The following is a 22,128-nucleotide window of genomic DNA, read 5'->3' on the forward strand; positions in this document are numbered from 1 at the left end:
TGACATTCTTTCGTTTGTCAAACCGACCATCTCCTTTCAGAGTTTATCAGCTCTGGCTATTGGTTAGATAGCACGAAATTTAGGCCTCTTTGGCGCCCTAATATGTACATAGGTGATAAAATTCGAAATTTGAGATTGCAACAAAAATTAACTCAAAGAGAATTAGCGCAAAAAATTAATATGACCACAGGTTATATTTCACAGATCGAAAATAATTTAATCTTACCTTCTCTAAATACTTTGTTTTTAATGTTAAAAATTTTTAAAGTTTCAATAGTAGATTTTTTCCAACATGAAGAAGCTATGATGGCAATCAATAAAAAAACAGATTTTAATATTAAATATAATCCCCATTTGAAAAATAAAATTTATCATATTTTTAAAAATTTAGATAAATTTAAAATAGAACCGCTTATTATTGAGCTTAAACCCCAAGGTCAAACTGAACTACAATTTAAATCTGTTTATCATGAGTTTTTTTTTATTTTGGAGGGAGAGATTTTTTTAATTTTAGATAAATTACATTATTTATTGAAACAAGAAGATACTTTTTATTTAGGATCTAATAAAGAATATTATTTTGTTAATAATCAAAATTATAAAAATGCTAAAATTTTAAAAATAATTATTTTTTAGAAAATAGTCATGATGATATAAATAAACATTTTTATTTAATTGAAATCAAAATTATTATATTGTTTAATTATATTAAAATTAATTATGAAAGAAGAATAATTTTTTATGAAATTATTTTTTATTTTAAGAAATTTATTAGAATTATATTTTATTTAAGAATAATAAGATTTTTCATGAAATTTTTTAAGATAGAAAAAAATTTTACAGATAGTTTTTCAAGAGACGTTATGATATAATCTTATTATAGTTAGTGAGTATTAATTAATAATTTATTATAATTGATTTATTATTAATGCTGATGTGGCGGAATTGGTAGACGCATTTGACTCAAAATCAAACAAGTGAAGAACTTATATCGGTTCGAGTCCGATCATCAGTACCATACCATCCAAAAAAATTATTTTTTTAAAGTGACATGAAAGTTTTCGTTTTTTTTTATATATGAAATTTTTCAATAATAAACTAAAAATAAATAATTAAAATTAAGTTGAGATCGATAATGAAGTTTTATTCAAAATTTATAAAATTTATTAAAAATAAAAATATTCCGAATTTTCCATTAATAGAAGTTGTGGTTGATGATAAAAAAACGAATAGTTGGGATTGTTTTTTCCAAATAGAAGAATATCCTGAAGAAACTAAATATTTTGAATTTTTTGAAAAAGAATTTCAAAATTTTTTTTTAAAACAATTGAGTGAAGATTTAGAAAATTTTGTACAATTACAACCTACAATTAATGTGCATTTTCGTATTCTAGATTGGAATCTGTTAAAGGATGATTATATTTGGAAAAAACATTATCAATATATGTTAGATAAAGTTATGGCATACTTTAATATAGATAAAGAATTAAAAAATTTTTTTCAAAAAAATCCTACTATTTTGGATATAAATAATAAAAAGTGTTTATTTAAAAGACAGAACAACATAGACGAAAAACAATTAAAATTAAAATTATTAGAATTAAAAAGTTTATTTATGCAATATTTTGATTTTAATTTTGATTTGTTGGATTGCAAAACTGATATCATTAATAAAAATACAAATGAAAATCCAAAATTTTCCAAAAAATTAATTATTAATAATAAAATTCCAAATATTCCTTTATTAAATTTTAAAGAAATTCCTATTATTTATGAAGAAAGGTTAAATTTAATTAAAATTAAAGGTTATTTACAATTTATTAATCATGATAATTATAAAAATTGGATTAGTTTTTATTTGGTTGATCCTGTTAGTTTGCAAGATTCTATATGGGTTAAAAAATTTTTGTCTAAAGATAAAAAGAAAGCTCAAAGGGAACGCGATGAATTATTTAATTTTTTGCGTGAGGGAATGTTAATATTAGTGGTTATTAAAATTCAAAATAAAGACAAAAATTTTTATTTTAATTTGGAAAATTATGAAATTTTAGATTATTCGTCTATTTTTTTTAAAAAAACAGATGATTATCCTGGTAAAAAACGAATTGAATTTCATATACATACTAAAATGTCTAATTTAGATGCCATTACTAGTGCTAAAGATTATATAAAATTAGCGGAAAAATGGGGACATGAAGCTATTGCTTTTACAGATCATGATGGTTTGTATGCTTTTCCAGAAATTTCTAAATATATTTCTGATAAAAATATTAAAGCTATTGTAGGAGTAGAATTAAATTTTGTCGAAGAAAATCCAATTTTTGTTACCAATCAAGAGATAAATATTGATAAATTTGCTGATTTTGTTTTGAAAAATCATTGTTATGTGGTTTTGGATATTGAAACCACTGGTTTGTCTAAGGTTAGGGATAGAATAATTTCTATAGCTGCTGTTAAAATTAAAAATGGTAAAATTATTGAATTTTTTGATGAATTAATTAATCCCGGGACAGATATAAAGATTAATCATTTTATTCAGGAATTAACTAATATTTCTAATGATATTTTATTAAAAAAACCTAATATTAAAGAAATTTTTCCAAAATTTTTAGATTTTATTAAAGATTGTCCTGATTGTGTTTTGGTAGCTCATAACGCTAGTTTTGATATAGAATTTTTACAAGAGGTAGCTAAACAAATTGGTTTATCTTGGCCTTTATTACCTATTATTGATACTTTATCTTTAGCTCAAAAGCATTTTAATACTTTGTTAAAATTTTTTTCTTTAGAGAAAATTGTTAAATCTTTTAAAATTAAAATTGATTCAGAAGGTCAATATCATAACGCTTTATTCGATGCTCGTGCTACTGCTCTTGTTTTTTTAGAAATGTTAGAAAAATTAGAAGCTCAAAAAATATTGAATTTTTATGATTTGCAAGGTCCTTTAGATATTAAATTTGAGAGACCTTATCATGTTAATATCATAGTTAAAAACAAAAAAGGTTATAATAATTTATTTCATTTAATAAGTGATGCTTTAACGAGAGATTTTATGAAAACCCCTCGTTTATTAAAATCTAATTTTGAAAAATACAGAGAAGGCTTATTAATTGGTAGCGGTTGTTTTGATAGTAATGTGTTTAATATCGCTTTATCTAAAGATGAATATGATTTAGCTAAAGCTATTTCTTATTATGATTATATTGAAGTCCAACCTCCTCAGGCTTATCGTCATATTATTTATGATTTGAATGGTTCTTCAGAATTTGATAATGATAATTCATATGGTCTTAGTATAATTCAAGATACTATTTTGAAAATTATTAAAGAAGCTCGGAAACAAAATAAAATTATCATAGCTACTGGCGATGTTCATTATTTATATTCTTACGAAAAAGTTTTACGTGAAGTTTATATTAATGCGAAATTAATTGGTGGCGGTATACACCGTCTTTCAAAATATCCTTCACAATTTTTGCCTGATAATTATTTTTTAACTACTAAAGAAATGTTAAGTGCTTTTGATTTTATTAATGATGAACAATTGAAACAAGATATTGTAATTAATAATACTCATTTATTGAATCAACAAATTGAAAAATTTCAATTTTTTTCTGATCAACTTTTTAATATTCCTGATGATATGTTTTTGAAAAATTTAAAAATTTCTAGTATTAGAGCTGAAATGATAGGTTTGATTAATGAAAAAATTTTTAATTTATATGGTCACTTGTTACATCCTAATGTTAAAGATAGGATTGAACAAGAATTATCTGTAATTTCTCCTAAAGATAATTTAGAAAATAATAATATTGCCGCAATTTATTATTTATCCTATTTATTAGTGAAAAAATCAACTGAAGATGGTTATCCAGTGGGTTCTCGAGGTTCTGTAGGGGCTTCTTTTATAGCTAATGTTTTGGGTATTACTGAAATCAATCCCTTGCCTCCGCATTATCGTTGTGCTATTTGTAAATATATTATTATGAAAATGAGTTTAACCGAACTTCAAAATGTTGAATATCAAAATTATTTCAAATCATATTCTTTTGTTATTGATATACAAAAATATCAAAAACATTTTACAAATGTATTTTCAGGTTATGATTTACCTAAAGAAATTTGTTCTATTTGTGGTAAAATTCTTATTAAAGATGGTCAAGATATTCCTTTTGAAACTTTTTTAGGTTTCGGTGGTAATAGAAAACCTGATATTGATTTAAATTTTTCTGGAGATTATCAAAATAAAATTCATAATTATTTTAGAGAATTATTAGGTGAAAGTTGTGTATTTCGGGTTGGAACTATTCAAACTGTGGCGAAACAAAATGCTTACGGTTACATTAGATCTTTTATGGAGGAAAGACAAATTGCAATAAGTGATAACGAAAAAGATCGTAGAGCTATAATGATTGAAGGGGTAAAACGTTCTACAGGTCAACATCCTGGTGGCATTGTGATTGTTCCTAAAGGTTTATCTATATATGATGTTACCCCTATCCAATTTCCTGCTAATGATACTTCTTCCGAATGGAAAACTACTCATTTTGATTATCATGCTTTAGAAAAAAATTTATTTAAGTTAGATATTTTGGGTCATGATGATCCTACTTTGATTAAGTTTTTGATGGATGATGTTCTTCAAAATCCTTCTTATTTTCCTTTTCGAAAATTTCAAGATATTCCTGTCGATGATCAACAAGTTTATGAATTTTTTGCTAATAAATCGAACTGCCAAACTTCTCGAGCAATTCCTGAATTCGGAACACCTTTTGTTCGTGATATGTTGAAAGAAATCAATTCAGAAGGAAAAAAATTTAATTTTAAATTTAATTTTTCTACTTTAGTTAAAGTATCAGGTTTATCTCACGGTACTGGTGTTTGGTCAGGAAATGCTCAAGATCATTTAAAAAATAATAAAAGTATTTTTGATTTGATTACTTGTCGTGATGATATTTTAAATTATTTAATTTCTAAAGGTTTGGAAAAATTGATTGCTTTCGAAATTATGGAATTAGTTCGTAAGGGGAAACAAAATAATGATATACAAAAATGGAAAAATCTATCTCAAATCATGCGCGAACATAATGTAGATGATTGGTATATCGATTCTTTACAAAAAATTCAATATCTTTTTCCAAAACCCCACGCTGCCGCTTATGTTTTAATGGCTTTACGAATAGCTTGGTTTAAGGTTCATGCCCCTTTACTTTTTTATAAAGGTTATTTTTCTACTAGAGTGTCGCAATTTGATTATGACAATATGATGTTGTCATCTGATAAAATACATTCTATTGTTGAAAAATTAGAAAAATCTGACAAAATTAATAAAAAAAAGATGACATTAGTTCAAAAAGAAAAATTGCATACTTTAAAAATTGCTAAAGAAATGAAAGATAGAGGTTATAATTTTTTACCTATTGATTTGAATAAATCCGAAGCTAATCTATTTGTGATGGAATTATCATCCAATTCTTTAATTATGCCTTTTATTACCATTGATGGTTTAGGTCAAGTAGGGGCTAATAATATTGTGAAAGCGCGTGGTGAAAAATTATTCACACAACAAGATTTTGAAAAACGAGTTAAATTGAATAAAACAATTTTAAAAAAATTTCATGATTTAAATTTAATTCAACAATTACCTTTAGAATAAGACTTTGTTAATTTTAAATTATAAATTAATTTTTTATATATGTTATAATTTAATTGTATATCTTTTATAATTAATTATTTATAAAAACTAAAACTACGGAAACTTATAAACATAATTTTAATAGATGAAAAGGTGATATTAATGAATGAAAAGATGAAAGTTATAGTGGTCGGTTGTACTCATTCGGGTACTGCAGCTGTTAAAACTATTCGAAAAACTTATCCATATGATAATATCGATATTACTGTTTACGAAAGAAATGATAATGTTTCGTTTTTATCTTGCGGTATAGCTTTATATATTGGTGGAGTTGTTCAAGATAAAAAAGGTTTATTTTATTCTAATGCTCAAGAATTGTCTGCATTAGGGATAAATATGTGTTTAGAACATGAAGTGTTACAGATTGATTTTGATCAGAAAAAAATTTGGGTTAAAAATTTAAAAACTAATGAAGAATTTTTTGATTATTTTGATAAATTGATTTTATCTACAGGTTCTTGGCCAGTAATTCCGAAATTAGAAGGAATTAATTCTAAAAACTTGTTTTTATGCAAAAATTTTGAACATGCGAATGAAATTATTAAATATGCTCGTAATGTTGACAATATTACTATTATAGGTGCTGGTTATATTGGCGTTGAGTTAGCTGAAGCTTTTTCTTTGCAAAACAAAAAAGTTGTTTTAATTGATGCTGAAGATAGAATTATGTCTAAATATTTAGATGTTGAATTTACTGAACCTGCTCAAAAACAATTTATAAATAATCATGTTCATTTGGCTTTAGGACAAAAAGTTTCTCAATTTGTGACTAAAAACGAATTAGTTACTCATGTAAAAACTGATAAAGATATTTTTGCTACAGAAATGGTTATTTTATGTATTAGTTTCGTTCCTAATTCCAGTATTGCTCATAATTATTTAAAAACATCACCTAATGGTGCTTTTATTGTAAATGAATTTTTACAAACTTCTCATCCTGATGTGTATGCTTGCGGTGATTGTATTAATGTATTATATAACCCTTTAATGGATTATAAGTACATTCCTTTGGCTACAAATGCTGTCAAAACAGGAACTATTGTAGGCTTAAATATTAAAAATAATAGAATAGCATTTTCTGGAGTTCAAGGCACTAGCGCTATTAAAATATATGAACTCAATATTGCTTCTACAGGAATTACGGAATATGTGGCTTCGCGATTGAAATTAAATTATGATTTTGAAGTTATTAAAGATGCTGATAAACCTGAGTTTATGCCTGACTATAACGGAGTTATTTTCAAGATTATATTTGAAAAAGACACTAAGAAAATTTTAGGTGGTCAAATTTTATCTAAATCTAATTTGTTGGAACAAATCAATATTTTGAGCTTGTGTATTCAAAAACAGATGACTGTCGAAAGTTTGTTTTCTATTGATTCTTATTTTAATCCTCATTACAATAAACCTTTTAGTTTGTTGCAATTAGCTACTTTAAGGTGTTTCAAATAATTTAAATTTTTATGAAGATGTTTCTTTTTTGAAAAACTTTATGTGATTAGCGATAAATAAAATGATTAAAATCAAATATATTTTGTTCTTATAATTTTATTTGCAAATATTCTGAAGAGGTTTTTATATTATGTTTTTCAAATTATTTAATATTATTTTCTTTATTATGTTTAATATTTGTATAGCTTTATGCGGAACTCTTTTATATCAAAAAGCTTTAGAAAATGAACCATTTTATAGAAAAAAATTGGAATATAATACTAGAAAAATTGGTGATGTACATAATACAGAAGATTATCCTCAAAGTCGAAAATCAATATATGAAATTAATAAAATTTCAACCCAAGATACTGTTATCACTAATTATGATAAATTATTACACTATTGGTTAGAATTTGTTCATTCATCTCTTATTTTTTTACACAATTTGAAGAGTGAATTTTTATCATCTTTATTACCTAAAATTAAAAAAAATTAATCAATATTTATTTATTGATTATATTTTTTTTTAAATTAAAATATAGATGGGGATGTTTATTGGTTTCGCCAAAATTAAAAGGTTTTATTTGTCATAACTTGGTTGCGCAAGTAAAAACGTTCGAGGTTTTTAATAAACGGCAATAAAGAAAATAAAATTAGTCAAAATGAATATGAAAATAAAAACAATTTTTTTGCTAATCAAGCAACAAATTTTGGTATGTCTCGCGCAACAGCGTAAGCAAATTAAATTTATATAATTTTTGATTTTGCTTTATTAATTAATTTTGAAGATATCTAGGTTATTTCTTAATTAGATATTTAAAAAATTAAAATATTATATTATTGAATTAATTATTTTTTTATTTTTACATTTGTTAAATATTTTTTGTTTGTTTTTTATCCCATAAAACAAAATAATTATGTACAACAAATAAAACTGATTAATTTTGTACAGGGGTTCGAATCCCCTCATCTCCACCATTTATATTAATTGTTTTTGTGAATTTTTTATTTTATCAAGGATATTTTTATAAATTTTTTAAATTAAATTTAAAAATTTAATATTTATAAAAAATCAAATTTTTGATTTCTATTGTTTTATTTTTTATGAATAATTAAAAAAATTTTATAATTTATTTATTAATGGATTTATATTTATTTAATAAAATATAAATAGAGATATTTTTATTTTAAAAAAATCAGATTATATTTTTGATTTTTTAAGATTTTTTTCTTTAAAAAAATATATAATAATTATTTGAATTTATTTTTATAATTAATTTTTAGATAATCTAAATATTTTTAATAATTTTGGGATTTTTTATAAATTTTATAAACTTGCGGAGGTATTTATGATTTATATATTTTTAAAAAATTTGATTTTCACAAATGAAATGAAATTTATAAAAAATTAACAAAATCATTTATAGTTAGTTTAAATGGTATTGAGTTTTCTATATTTTTATTTATTGTAGATTCAATTTTATCTTTATTATTACTTTGACCTACAGCTATTAGAATAATAGGTATGTATTTTTTTTCTATATTAAATAATTCATTTAATTTATCAAAATAACAACCTCCCATAAAACAAGTATTATAATTAAAATGTTGTAAAGTAATAACAAGATTACAGGCAATTAAACCACACTCAAAAAAAATTTCATTTTTTAATGTTTTTGGATTCATGTTATGATAATGTTTTTGTATTTTTTTTAAAATAATTTCTTTTTGGATTAGTGAGATATTTTTATGTTTTAGTTTATTGTTATAAATATATGAAGCATCTTGGACTTTGTTAATATTTCCGCATAATATGATGATAGCAGAACTATTTGTTGTTTGCGGAATATTTCCTATCATGCATTTTTTTAGTTTTTCTTTATCTGTAGATTTAGTAATTATAAAAAAACGCCACGGTTGTAAATCAAAAGAGGAAGGGGTATATCGAATTTCTTGAAAAATTGTTTGCCAAATTTTAATCGGTATTTGGTGATCGGGATTGAAAGATCTAATAGTTTTAATTTTCATTTTGTTTTTAATCCTTTATTTAAGTTAAATTATTTAACATTTGTTTATATTTTATATAATTTTAGACAATGTATTTTAACAAATTTTAAAATAAGTTCCATAAATTAATATTTTCGATAATAAAATAAATAAATTAGAAAGGTTTTTTTGGATTTTAAAATATGTCGTATAATTTATTCGATATTTTACCATTAAATTTTTTTAATTTATTATCTTCTTCTAATAAAGAAATTTATTTGGATTGTCTTTTATTATTAGCAGATTTAGCAAATGACGAATTTGATGGATATATTAATAAAAATTTAGCTATTTCTGTATTGGAAAACTATTTTAATAAAAATAATTTTTTTTTGGATGATGAAATTGATTCACAAGTTTCAGTTGATTCTAAACAAAAAGCTTCCAAAATTATTTATTTATTAAAAAAATATGGGTGGATTGGTGAAGAACGAATTGGTTACAATAATGATTGTTTAAGTTTTTTTGATTATAGTTTAGAAATGATTCATTTTTTTAAAAAAACTGTAAATCAAGTAAAACCTGAATCTATTGGTAATATTTATAGTATTTATGCTTTGTTAAAATCTTTATTAATAGAAAAAAATTATGCTAATTTTTATGAAGCTTTAATTAAAACACAAAATATTTTGTGGAAATTAAAAATTTTAAAGTCTAATATTTATCGTTTTTATTATAATTTGTTAAATTCTAAAAACTACATAAACACACAACTTCTATTATCCCAATTGTTAAAAAATTATAAAAAAAATTTTTTTGATTCTTCTTATTATTGGTTAAAAACATCAGATAATTTTTTTAAATATCGTAGATATATTAATTTATTTTTAAATCAATTGGAAGATTATCATATTTACGTAAAATCTTTAAGTGAACAATTATGTCTTATTAATCAAAAAACTTTAGAAGAAAATGTTGTAATAATCAAAGAACAAATTCAACAAATGAAGTTGAATTTAAAAATTGCCGATAGATTAATAGAAATTATTGATATTAAAAACGAACAATATTTACAAATTATTTGTCAGCGAATTTTATTGTTTGATAATAAAAATGATAATTTGTTAAACTTATTGCTTCGTGGTATTAGATTGATTAATGATCATGTTTTTGAATATAATTATTTATTTAATTTGAGTTATATTCGTAATTTAGATCAATTTTCCTTTTATAAACCTCGCCGTCATAAGCAAAATTTTGTTATTAGTAAATTAACTTTAATATCGGAAAAATCAAAAAATTTATTAAAAAATAAAAAAAATTGTTTATTAAAGAAAGATTTTTTTTATACTAAAAATAATATTCTTAAATTTGTTAAAAATTTAAAATTTAATCAAAATTATTATTTAGCTTCCGATATTAATTTAGAAAAACCTCAAGATTTATCTCGATTAATGTTAATTTTATTATATTCTTCAAAATTAATTAATTTTTATTCTATTAAACCTTTGTATCATAGAATTATAGTTAATGATATCTCTTTTTCTAATTTTTTAATAATTAAAAAATAGAAATTAATTCAATTAATTGTCTGATAATTATTTAAATTAAAGCAAAATTAACAGAATAAAATAAAAAAGGTGTTGTCGAGTTATGAATTATTTGTCTTTATATCGTAAATATAGGCCTCAAAATTTTCAAAATATTATCGGCCAAGATATTATTGTTAAGACTTTAAAAAATGCTATTCAATATTGTAAGATAAATCATTGTTATTTGTTTAGTGGTGATAAGGGTGTGGGAAAAACAACCCTAGCAAAAAATTTAGCTAAAGCCATTAATTGTTCTAATGATTCTAATTTCGATTGTTGTAATTTATGTAAATCTTGTATAAGTATAAATCAAAAAAACAATCTGGATTTAATTGAGATAGACGGTGCTTCTTATAATGGTGTAGATGAAATTAGAGAATTACAAGATACTTCAAAATATAAACCTATTTTTGGCAAATATAAAATTTATATTATTGATGAAGTTCATGTTTTATCTTATAATGCTTTTAATGCTTTGTTAAAATTATTAGAAGAACCACCTGCTAAAATTATTTTTATTTTAATTACAAGTGAATTTAATAAAATTCCTAAAACTATTGTTTCGCGTACTCAACATTTCGGATTAAAACAGATTACAACAGAAGATATCGCAAAGCAATTGAAATTCATTTCTATTAAAGAAAATATTGATATTCACGAAAATGCTTTGTATCAAATTGCTATTTTTTCTAAAGGTAGCATGCGAGATGCTCTAAATAGATTAGAACAAGTTAGCACTTATTATCATAATAGTCATATCAGTTCGGACGAAGTTGCGAAAATTTTAGGATTAGTTCCGAAACATAAAATGAAGGAATTAATTAATTATTTATTATATGGTGATTTTGTTACGATGATTGATTTTTTAGAAAATCTTTTGCATCCTTATGTAGATATTTTATTTTTTATGGAAGAATTAATAGATTTTTTTCTAACTTTATTTATTCAAGAATGGAAAGATGATGATAATAATGTTAAAAAAATATTTAAAAATTTAGATATTAATTCTAAAGATCAATTTTTTGTTTTTTTATTTACTTGGAAAAATAATCTTAAACATAATTTTCATAAAAAAAAATATTTTATTATTAATTGCATTCGCTTAAAAGAGTTTTTAATGTCATATAAAAAAAAAGGTATTTTAAATAATCAAAATATCACTTATGATAATAGCGGGGTTAATCTAGAAAATGTTATGCCTAAAAGAGAGTCATTATCATTTCCAAAGCCCTTAACAACTACTTCTTCAAATAATATTAGTTTATCGGCAAATTCTAGTGTTTTTGATTTTGAATGTTCAAATGATAATGCTTTGAATTCCGAAAAATTAGATAGTTTTTTATATGGTATCAAACAAATTTTAATAACTCCTGATTTATCTATGACTCAAAAGTTATCGAAAAATTGGCATAAATTAACCGAAATTTCTGATAAAAACTTGGAAATGGCTGCTATGTGTTTATATAAAAGTAAATTGTGTTTAATTAATTTAAATAAAGAATGGTTGATTGCTTGCGATAATACCGAAGCATATCAACAATTACTTAAACCGCATATTAAAAATAAAATAAAAACTATTTTAAATAACAAAAAAAAATTAATGAAAGAGTATTTTGTAATTTTGCATCAAGATTGGGAACATAAATTATTTCCTCTTTTTGAAAAATATCAAAAAAATCCTTATATATGTGATTCTGAATTGTCTAAATTGGATGTGAATTTTTATTTAAAACATTCTACATTTACGTCTCAACATAATTTTTTAATAAATTCGAACGTTAATTCATCGAATAATGTTCAATTATTAGTCTCTGATGATTCTAATAATTTTGCTGAAAAAACTCAATTTTTTCAATTAGCTATTGAATATTTTGGCATTGATAAAGTTAGATCAAAATGATAAATAAGACAATTTTTTTAATATTTTATTCCTATTGTAGTTATAATATAGTGATTGACGGATTAAAATCATAATTTAGAATAAGGAACGGAATGTAATATGTTCGAAAAATTAAAAAGAATTCAAGAATCCATTAAATATGAGCAAAAAAAATTAGAATCTAGAGAGTTTACCGCTTGTGTTGGTGATGTAATGATTGTGATGCAAGGAACTAAACAAGTTATTGATGTACGTATTCAAAATTCTCAAATTCTTCAAAATTTAGATCTATTACAAGAAAGTATTTTATTATCTTTTAATAATGTTTTGCAGCAGGTTGATAAAGCTTCTCGCGATGTTATTACAAGAGCTTCAGAATATTTAGAAGTTTAAGAATTGTCAATTAGAAGTTTTTGGAGTTAATTTGATTTTAATATTGCTTATTAACGTTATTGGTTATTATGGATGTTTTTTATGAATATTTATAAGTTTAATAGTTTGAATAATTGTTAAAAAATACAAAAAGAAGGTTATTAGAAATATTATGATAAATGAAACAAGTAATAATCAAAATTATTTAGAATATTCTATGTTAGAATTGGCTTTAGATATTTTGCAAAAAAATCAAAAACCTATGCCTATTCATCAATTAATAGAACAGGTTTTTCAAGTAAAAAAAATAAAAGATTTACAACAGGAATGTTTTTTACAATTGTATTCGGATATTGTTGTTAGCGGATTATTTGTATTTCATGGTGAAGATTTATGGGGGATTAAAACTGATAATTTAGATTTATGGGATAAAGAATATTATGCAGATGAAGAGAAATCTGATATTGATCCTGAATTATTAGATTTAAAATATTCTAATAATTTGGATGATGATTTTCGATTAGAAAACGATTCAGATTTTATCCCTACAGATGAAACAGCTGATCGTGAAATTTTAGAAGATATAGATGATACAGTTTTGGACGATGATGAAGATTCTCTAAGAGATGAAAGTGATTCTTCTAATACAGAAGATAAAAATGAAGATATTAATGAATATAATTATTGAGTAAGTTATATTCCGGATTTTTCATTTTTATATCATTTTAGGTAGATTATATTAATTAAAACATGATTAAGTGTTTTTCTCGATTTATAATAGATGAAGGTTGTAATAGTGAATTATGTTTTTAGGAATTTATAATTATACTGTTTATTTGACTTATTTAAATTTGTTAAGTGGATTTTTGGGAGTGATATTCGCTACTCAAAATAAAATTATTGGCGCTTGTCTTTTATTGTTGTTATCTGGCATTTTAGATGTTTTAGATGGTATTATTAGTCGTTGCAAAAAAAGTCGTTCTCTTAAAGAAAAAAAATATGGTGTCCAAATAGATTCTTTAGCTGATTTGATTAGTTTCGGTATGTTACCTATTTTTATAGGTATATCCTTTTATAAAAAAATTTTTAATAAAGATTTAGATTTTAAAAATTATTACGATATTGCTTTTGTTTTAATTAGTTGTTTATATCTTTTGACATCTTTAATTCGTTTAGCTTATTTTAATGTTTTAAACGAAAGTTCTAAAAAAAAAGCAAGTATTTCTAGTTTTGTTGGTGTTCCTGTAACCGTTGCATCTATTTTGTTTCCTTTATTAGTTTTATTATTTGTTTTTGATCCTTTTAGAATATTGTATTGGGATAAAATTTTTATAAGTGTATATGTTTTTTGCTTAATGTTGTTATCTTTTTTATTTATTAGTGATAAACTTCATTTTAATAAACCTGATATCTTAGGGGTATTATTGATTTTGTGTTTATTATTTATTATTATTTTTGTTTTTTTATTTATAAACAAAAATATTTTTTTTAATGCGAGGAGAATGTGAATTTTTTATTTCGAACGAATAACAAACATAAGCAAGTGACAAGTAGTTGGTTGCAAAAATTTTTATATCAAGATATACAAAAAAAATGGTGGAAACGTTTTTTATTAAGAATATTTATTTCTCATATTTTTAGCAAAATATTTAGTTTTTATTTAAATTCTATCTTTTCGCGTATTCATGTTAAAAAGATTATTATTAAAAATCATATTAATACTAGTTTATTTACACAAAATTCATTTAAATCTTATAATGATTTTTTTATTCGTGTTTATAAAAAAATTAATTTTGACGCTTCTCGTTTGACTTTTATTAGTCCTGGAGAGGGTCAAATTCGTATTTTTAATATTAATGCTAATAGTTTTTTTAATATTAAAAATACTTCTTATCATTTGAATGATCTTTTGAAAAATGATTATTTAGTTCAAAAATATCTTAATGGTTTTTTAGTGATGTTGAGATTGCAAATTTTTGATTATCATAGATATATTTTTGTAGATCAGGGCATTCAAGATGAAAAGCATGTGAAAATAAAAGGGAGATTGCATACAGTTAATCCCATTGCTTTTAAATATTTTAATGTTTTTTCCGAAAATAGTCGTGAATATACTATTTTAAAAACTTGTAATTTTGGGGATATTATACAAATGGAAGTAGGAGCTTTATTAGTAGGTAAAATCAATAACCATCCGATCTGTAGTTTTCAAAAAGGCCAAGAAAAGGGTTTTTTTTCTTTTGGAGGTTCTGTTATTGTGCTCTTAATTGAACCTAATAAAATTAAATTTAATCAATTAATTTTGAATAATTCTCAAATTGGTGTAGAAACTAAAGTGAATATAGGAGAGACTATAGGTTTTAAATTGAAAAATTAAATTTAATAAAGGTAGAATGAAATTAAAAAAATAATAATGAATGGATAGTTAATTTATCAATGCGCAAAAAAACTAAAATTATTTTTATTACAGGCGGAGTTGTTTCTGGATTAGGAAAGGGTTTGTTAGCTTCTTCTCTGGGATATTTATTAAAACAACGTAATTTAAAAATTTTTATGCAAAAACTAGATCCATATATTAATGTAGATTCGGGCACTATGAGTCCGCAACAACATGGTGAAGTTTTTGTGACTAATGATGGAGCCGAAACCGATTTAGATTTGGGTCATTATGAAAGATATTTAAATATTAATCTTACCAAAGATTCGAGTATTACAACAGGTCAAATTTATCAATATGTTATTCAACAAGAACGTCAAGGAAATTATTTAGGAAAAACTATTCAAGTTATTCCTCATATTACAGATGAAATTAAATCGCGAATTTTAAAAAATGTTTATTCTTGTCAATATGATATTTTAATTGTGGAAATAGGGGGAACTATCGGTGATATAGAATCATTACCTTTTATAGAAGCAATTCGTCAATTGCGACAAGATTTGGGTTTTGAAAATGTTTTATATATACATAATACTTTAATACCTTTTTTAAAATTTTCAGGAGAACCTAAAACTAAACCTACGCAACATAGCGTGAAGGAGTTGAGATCTTTAGGCATTCAACCTCAAATTTTGATTTTAAGAAGTGAAAGTGATATTTCGGCAGAAATAAAAGAAAAAATTTCGATTTTATGTGATGTTAAAAAAGAAGCTATTTTTTCTAATGTGAATGTTTCTATTGTGGAAACTATTGTTCTGAATTTGCATGCTCAACAAATTGATAATTTCATCTTGAAATTTTTTAATTTAGAATCTTTACCAGTAGCTAATTTATCAGCATGGCAAGAAATGATTCAACAGATGAAAATTTTAAAAAAAGTTGTTAAGATTGGTATAGTTGGTAAATATACTTCTTTTCATGATGCTTATTTATCTGTAGTAGAAGCTCTTAAACATGCAGCTTATTTTAATAAAGTAGGCATTGATATTAAATTTATTTATTCTGAAGATATTAATAGTGATAATGTACATGAGTTTTTGTGCGACTGTGATGGTATTTTAGTTCCTGGTGGTTTTGGTAGTCGAGCTATTGAAGGCAAATTACAAGCTATTCGTTATGCTCGCTGCCGAAATATCCCTTTTTTTGGGATTTGCTTAGGTATGCAGTTGGCTGTGGTGGAATATGCTAATAATGTGTTAAATTTATTCGGAGCAAATTCGACGGAGATAGATGAAAATACTCCTCATCCGGTAATTAAATGCAAAATTAGTGATACTGATATAGGAGGGACTTTAAGATTAGGTTTAAAACAGACTAAAATTGTAACTCCAAGTAAAAGTTATTCGATTTATCGAAAATTAGTAATTTCTGAAAGATATCGTCAACGTTATGAAATGAATTCCGAATATATTTCTATGTTTATGCGAAATAAAAATTTTAGAGTTTCGGGTTTTAATTTGCAAAAATCAATCGTAGAAATAATAGAATTAGTAGATCATATTTGGTTTATAGGAGTTCAATTTCATCCAGAATTTTTATCTCGACCTTTTCATCCGCATCCCTTATTTAAAGATTTTATTTTAACTGCGGTAATTCATCATCAAAAGAATAAAAAAAAGTGTTCATAAAAGAACACTTTTTTATTTTATTCAAAATTAAATTGATTTTATGATAATTTTAAATCTGATTTAGCCTTATTTAACAAATCATTGATTTCAGAAGCTTTAACCATTTTGTTGTTTACAAAATTTACTACGTCTGCATCATTCCATTCTTTAGGAGCAGCACTTTCTTCATTAACAAATTTTAATGCATCATCAGCTTTTGTTTTTAAATCATTTGCTGATTGCATTGTTGCGCTAGAGATTTTTTTATCTTTATCATCTGCTTTGTTATTTTCTGCAAATGCATCTATTATTTTTTTTAGACCATCAACTGCTTTTTGGCCTTCTTTTTTAGCATCGTCTGAAGAAAGATCAGCTACTCTTTGTTTTCCACTTAAGTCTTTAAGATCTACTTTTAAATTTTCTATATCTTTATTTGTTAATGTTGTTATGTTAAAAGGTTTCCAATGTAATAATTTAGCTGCTATTAGATAAACAACTATAGCTATACCTAAAGATGCTAACACACCAACTGTAATTTTGCCGTTTTTAGTTTGTAAAAAATTTTCTTTGTGATTCATAAAGAAACTTTTTCTTCTCCTCTATATTATTATAATTTTATTATTAAATCTTTTGGTTTATAAAAAAAGATTCAATATCGCCTTCAATTATAACATATTTTTAGCATTAGATAAGGTAAAATAATAAATTATTTTTAATTTATTATTTTATTTTATCAAAAATTTTATGTAGATTTTTTTCTATATTTTTATCTTGCGATATATTTTGTTTATTTTGATAATTTAGCAAATTGTTGATGTAAAAAATAGATTTTTTTTTGTGAATATGTGCTTGTTGGATTGCTTTTATAATTTTATCATGTGGATAATTAAATTCAATATACCATTTTTTAATTATTTCTAATTCTTGGTTATTTAAGACATCTCCTTTCATTTTTTCCATATTAGATATAGTATCGCTAATATTTGAAGTATTTTTATGTTTTAATTTATTTAATTTTAGTTGTTTATATAAATTTTCAATTTTATTAAAAGTTTGACTAAGATCGAACATTTCTTGGACTTGATTATTAATTTTTTTTTGATATAAAAATAAAAAATTTTTTTTTATTAAATTTCTTAAAATATTATCTATTTCTAGTAAGGAAAAATTAGTTTGTTGTATTATTTTTTCTGTCGATAGAATAGGAGTTTGGTATTGTTGAAAGAGTAATAATAATAATTTGACTTCTTTAATGAGTAAATTAAGTTTTAGATATTGATTAATTAAAATTTTTTCTATATCTAAACACCCTTCTTCATATATTTGTTTTAACATTATTTTAATTTACTTTCTTGTGATAATTTTTCTAAAGCTATTTTAGCCGCTTGTTGTTCGGCGGATTTTTTGGTTTTCCCTTCGCCTTTGCCTAATAGTTGTTCAGATAAATATACTTCGGCAATAAATTCTTTTTCATGCGCTAATCCTGTTTCAGCAACAATTTTATATTTAATATGTTGATGACGTGTTTGTACTAATTCTTGTAGTTGTGTTTTAAAATCAATAATACCTATGACTTTTGATAAACAAGGAACTACTATATAATGAAAAGTTTTTTTAACTTGTAAATAACCTAAATCTAAATAAATAGCCGCAAATAAAGCTTCGAAAGCATCAGCAATAATGGAATAATTATATATGCCTCTTTTGCGTTCGCCTTTTCCTAATAAAATATATTGTTTTAGATTTATTTCAGCTGAATAAATTAATAGAGATGCTACACAAACAGCTTGAGCTCTTTTTTTAGTCATTATACCTTCGTTATCTTGATTTTTTCTATAAAGATAATTGGCCATAAGAAAATTAATAATAGAATCACCTAAAAATTCTAATCTTTCATTGTTTTGATTTTTTAAATTATGTTCATTAGCGTATGAACTATGTGTTAAAGCGTTAATATACAAATTAATATTTTTAGGTTTTATATTTAATCTTGTAAATAAATTTTGAAGATACATGATAATCCTTGTATTTATTGAAATTTTTCAATTATTTTTTTTAAAAAATTTTTTTTGATTAAATTAATAGTTTGATTAATAGTTTGATAAAAAGCATTACTTGTAGAATTTCCAGGAGCTTTGATAATCAGTTTGTTTAATCCTAACAATATAGCCCCTCCCGTTTCATCCGTATTAAATTGTTGAAAATGTTTTTTTATGTTTTTTTCTAAAAAGATTTTGCTAATTATTTGGGTGCAAAGATTACTAGTGAGTATTTGTTTTAAATGTCTTTTATACATTTCTACAGTTCCTTTAAATGTTTTTAAAATCATATTAGCTGTAAATCCATCGCTTATTAAAATATCAGCTTCTGTATTGAAAAAGTTATTCGGTTCTTCATTACCTCGGAAATTAATATTGGGATTATTGCTTAATAATTTAAATATATTAATATCTATATTTCTGCCTTTATTAGACTCTGTACCTATATTTAAAAGTTTAATTTTGGGGTTAGGAATATGTAATAATGTTTGAGCTAAAAAATTAGCGCATACAACGAAATCTAAAATATTTTCTTCTTTTATTTCCGCATTAGCTCCTGCATCTGTTAAAATTCTAGTTCGATGATCGATGGATTTAAACATAAGTGCCAATGATATTCTTTTTATACCAGGTAAAGTTCCTATAATAAGGTAACTAGCTAAAACTAAAGATTGTGTTGGACCAGCTGTTATAAAACTATCTATTGAAGTTTTTGAATTTGCGGTGTCTCTAAGAGCTACCAACATGGAATAAGGAAGATTATCTCTTATAGCTTCTCTGATATTTTTAGCATTCATAGGCAAGTATAAAGGAGTATTTATAATTTTTAATCTTGTTTTAATAGAATTTAAAATATTTGTGGTAAATATGTTTTGTAAACAATCTTCTATTTGAGTTTGAATACCATATAAATAAACATTTAAATTTTGATTTGCAATTAAAGCTTCTATTGTTCCTTGAATTACTGTTTTAGGCGCGAAATCTCCGCCCATAGCGTCTATAGCTAATGTAATCATATAAAATCCTTATATTTAAAATTTTTAATTTTTGTAAAATTTTGTCATCATTTTTTTATTAAAAGTTTATTTAAATCTTTATAAGTTTTATAAGATTTTTGTATTAATATTATTAATTAAAAAAATTCATTTTTTGCTTTTTACGTTTTTTATTTATAATTATCAATTCAAATAATTATCAAAAAATAATATTTTTTGTTAAGGTTATTTTCTTATTTAAATATGAAATAAATTTAACATGAGTTAAAAATTTTTAATTTTTATTTAATAATAGTAATAGATTATATTTACTTTTTTTTGGTATTTATTATATAAACAACACTCTTTAAATAAAATAGGAAATTTTCCTAAATTTGTATTCTAACAATTAGATTTATTTTTTTGATATCTATTATTAAACAAGTCTTATTCTTCTTAACCGAACCAGCAAGTTTATCAACCATAAATTGTTGAATTATTTTGCTCTATCAATTTTTTTAGCCTTTTCCTTAATAGATCAGCTATTTAATGATTCCCTATTAAATTTTAATCTTTCGATCACTAATAAAAAAGTCGCTTTTATTGTTGGTACTTATAATTTTTATTTTATTATCGGCTAATTTAATAACCTAAATCTTAAATCTTGATTTCTTAGAAAAGTGATTCTTATATTTACAGTGATCTTCTTATTTTTTAAAGAATATTTTTGGAGTTATTTCGTTAATATATCTTTTTTTGACTAATTACTTTGTCGTAACCAGCTTTTAAGAATGGTTGTAGTTCCTAATGATTTCTTTTCGGGAATTTTTTATTTTGATCATTATTTGCGATTGGTGAGATTATTTTATATTTATGTCTTTTGGTGTCTCTAATTATTTACTAATAAATTCGCATTTTTTATACTTATAAAATCTTATTTTAATTTATGGAAATGATTTTATTAAAATGAATATTTTAATATTCAAAAAATAATATCAACTTTTTAATTATAACATATTTTGTAATTATGATATTAGAAGTTAATTTTTATTTAAAATTCATTTAAAAGTGCTTATTTTTCTTTTATTTTGGTTGAAAATTTAAAATAAATAAAATTTAAAAGTTGAATTCATATTTGCTTTTTAACTATTATGTATTTGAGTTTATAATTTTAATTTTTTCTTGACATTTGATATAAAAATTATATAATTCTAATATGAAATTATTATAGTTTATAGTAATTAGTAATAGTAATTAGTTTAAATTATTTTACTTTTCTGTAATATTAAATAGAATTTTTTAAATAATTATAAAAAAATATTAAAATTTTTTTAATTTTTTATTTTTGTAAGAAAATTTTATTTTATTATTTTCTCATCGAATTCCAATAATTTATTAGTTATCATTTTATCTAAATTATTAATTGTAATTTATTAAATTTTACAAATATATTAAGAGATTTTCTATTGGATATATTTTTTTCAAATTAGATTTTCAAAAAAATTTGCGAGATCAAAAATATAAGTATTTTTATATTTATTATTGGGGCGCCAAAGAGGTCTAAATTTCGTGCTATCTAACCAATAGCCAGAGCCGATAAGCTCTGAAAGAATATGGTTGGTTTGGCAAACGAAAGAATGCCGAATTACAGCAGACCATAAAAGCGGGTTGCGACGAAAGCAAATTAGTCAAGATGACTCCGCCACTGAATAATTCTATGGAAAAGCCTGCAATGGTCTAAGATGGAAAATTGATGTAATAAATAAACCTGTTCGGAAGTTGCTTAAACGAATAGTCCAGAGTCTACTAGTATAATCAATAAGTATTGAGTAGTTTATCAGATAAAAGAAACCTGGAATCAGCCTCCTAAAAGAGGGTACTTCACCTAAGGAATTAAGGTAGAGATTTAGAGTAACTTGGAGAATCCTAAAACTAAGTAATTAAGTTTACTAATCCGGAAATAAAAGCCCGGACGGTTAAGGATAAAGAATCTTCTTAGTAGTCGTAAGAATAAACCTAAATTTGATATAATTTAGTTAATCGCCTTACCGAGAAGAGAGTTAATGACTCTTATAGGGCGAAAGAAGAAAGTAATTTACTATTTATTCAATGG

Annotated in this window: 16 protein-coding genes and 1 tRNA gene; 12 read left to right on the plus strand and 5 right to left on the minus strand. The window is 23.3% G+C overall.

Annotation, left to right across the window (positions count from 1 at the left end):
* The first annotated feature begins 102 nt into the window (after positions 1–102).
* From B2G44_RS00955 to B2G44_RS00975, 5 genes are all read left to right on the plus strand, one after another.
* Positions 103–636 carry a helix-turn-helix domain-containing protein gene (locus B2G44_RS00955; protein ID WP_078122992.1) on the plus strand — a complete coding sequence of 178 codons (534 nt, stop codon included), beginning with the start codon at positions 103–105 and terminating at the stop codon, positions 634–636.
* A gap of 294 nt (positions 637–930) precedes the next feature.
* A tRNA-Leu gene (locus B2G44_RS00960) sits at positions 931–1,018 on the plus strand.
* A gap of 117 nt (positions 1,019–1,135) precedes the next feature.
* Positions 1,136–5,656, plus strand: coding sequence for an exonuclease domain-containing protein (locus B2G44_RS00965; RefSeq protein WP_078122993.1), 4,521 nt, complete (start codon positions 1,136–1,138; stop codon positions 5,654–5,656).
* 153 nt (positions 5,657–5,809) lie between these two features.
* Complete coding sequence (locus B2G44_RS00970; RefSeq protein ID WP_078123007.1) at positions 5,810–7,147, plus strand: FAD-dependent oxidoreductase; 1,338 nt, start codon at positions 5,810–5,812, stop codon at positions 7,145–7,147.
* Positions 7,148–7,277: 130 nt separating this feature from the next.
* Entirely contained in the window at positions 7,278–7,625 is a 348-nt protein-coding gene (locus tag B2G44_RS00975; protein WP_078122994.1) for a hypothetical protein, read from the plus strand.
* Between the two features lie 902 nt (positions 7,626–8,527).
* Here the strand turns inward: B2G44_RS00975 and B2G44_RS00980 are convergent.
* The gene (locus B2G44_RS00980) at positions 8,528–9,157 is read right to left on the minus strand and encodes a nitroreductase family protein (protein WP_078122995.1); all 630 of its coding nucleotides are present in this window, start codon (positions 9,155–9,157) and stop codon (positions 8,528–8,530) included.
* A 161-nt stretch (positions 9,158–9,318) separates the two neighbouring features.
* On the opposite strand from B2G44_RS00980, the gene B2G44_RS00985 reads away from it, so the two are divergent.
* From B2G44_RS00985 to B2G44_RS01015, 7 genes are all read left to right on the plus strand, one after another.
* On the plus strand, positions 9,319–10,686 hold the full coding sequence (locus tag B2G44_RS00985; protein ID WP_078122996.1) for a Wadjet anti-phage system protein JetA family protein: 1,368 nt from the start codon (positions 9,319–9,321) through the stop codon (positions 10,684–10,686).
* Positions 10,687–10,768: 82 nt separating this feature from the next.
* A complete protein-coding gene (gene dnaX / locus B2G44_RS00990) occupies positions 10,769–12,607 on the plus strand; it encodes a DNA polymerase III subunit gamma/tau (RefSeq protein WP_078122997.1) in 1,839 nt (612 codons plus the stop codon).
* 99 nt (positions 12,608–12,706) lie between these two features.
* Positions 12,707–12,979 carry a YbaB/EbfC family nucleoid-associated protein gene (locus B2G44_RS00995; RefSeq protein ID WP_078122998.1) on the plus strand — a complete coding sequence of 91 codons (273 nt, stop codon included), beginning with the start codon at positions 12,707–12,709 and terminating at the stop codon, positions 12,977–12,979.
* 151 nt (positions 12,980–13,130) lie between these two features.
* Positions 13,131–13,646 carry a DNA-directed RNA polymerase subunit delta gene (gene rpoE / locus B2G44_RS01000; protein ID WP_078122999.1) on the plus strand — a complete coding sequence of 172 codons (516 nt, stop codon included), beginning with the start codon at positions 13,131–13,133 and terminating at the stop codon, positions 13,644–13,646.
* 115 nt (positions 13,647–13,761) lie between these two features.
* On the plus strand, positions 13,762–14,466 hold the full coding sequence (locus B2G44_RS01005; protein ID WP_078123000.1) for a CDP-alcohol phosphatidyltransferase family protein: 705 nt from the start codon (positions 13,762–13,764) through the stop codon (positions 14,464–14,466).
* On the plus strand, positions 14,463–15,335 hold the full coding sequence (locus B2G44_RS01010; RefSeq protein WP_078123001.1) for a phosphatidylserine decarboxylase: 873 nt from the start codon (positions 14,463–14,465) through the stop codon (positions 15,333–15,335). Before B2G44_RS01005 ends, B2G44_RS01010 begins: the two co-directional genes overlap by 4 nt.
* 59 nt (positions 15,336–15,394) lie before the next feature.
* Positions 15,395–17,023 carry a CTP synthase gene (locus B2G44_RS01015; RefSeq protein ID WP_078123002.1) on the plus strand — a complete coding sequence of 543 codons (1,629 nt, stop codon included), beginning with the start codon at positions 15,395–15,397 and terminating at the stop codon, positions 17,021–17,023.
* A gap of 38 nt (positions 17,024–17,061) precedes the next feature.
* On the opposite strand, the gene B2G44_RS01020 is transcribed toward B2G44_RS01015, so the two are convergent.
* From B2G44_RS01020 to B2G44_RS01035, 4 genes are all read right to left on the minus strand, one after another.
* Positions 17,062–17,580 (minus strand): hypothetical protein, encoded by a 519-nt coding sequence (locus B2G44_RS01020; protein WP_078123003.1) that lies wholly within the window; start codon positions 17,578–17,580, stop codon positions 17,062–17,064.
* A gap of 142 nt (positions 17,581–17,722) precedes the next feature.
* Positions 17,723–18,337, minus strand: coding sequence for a DnaD domain protein (locus B2G44_RS01025; RefSeq protein WP_078123004.1), 615 nt, complete (start codon positions 18,335–18,337; stop codon positions 17,723–17,725).
* Positions 18,337–19,017 carry a ribonuclease III gene (gene rnc / locus B2G44_RS01030; RefSeq protein WP_078123005.1) on the minus strand — a complete coding sequence of 227 codons (681 nt, stop codon included), beginning with the start codon at positions 19,015–19,017 and terminating at the stop codon, positions 18,337–18,339. Before rnc ends, B2G44_RS01025 begins: the two co-directional genes overlap by 1 nt.
* A gap of 14 nt (positions 19,018–19,031) precedes the next feature.
* Entirely contained in the window at positions 19,032–20,057 is a 1,026-nt protein-coding gene (locus tag B2G44_RS01035; protein ID WP_078123006.1) for a phosphate acyltransferase, read from the minus strand.
* Positions 20,058–22,128 lie beyond the last annotated feature (2,071 nt).

This window comes from Candidatus Phytoplasma citri (assembly GCF_002009625.1).
Lineage (GTDB): Bacteria > Bacillota_I > Bacilli_A > Acholeplasmatales > Acholeplasmataceae > Phytoplasma > Phytoplasma citri.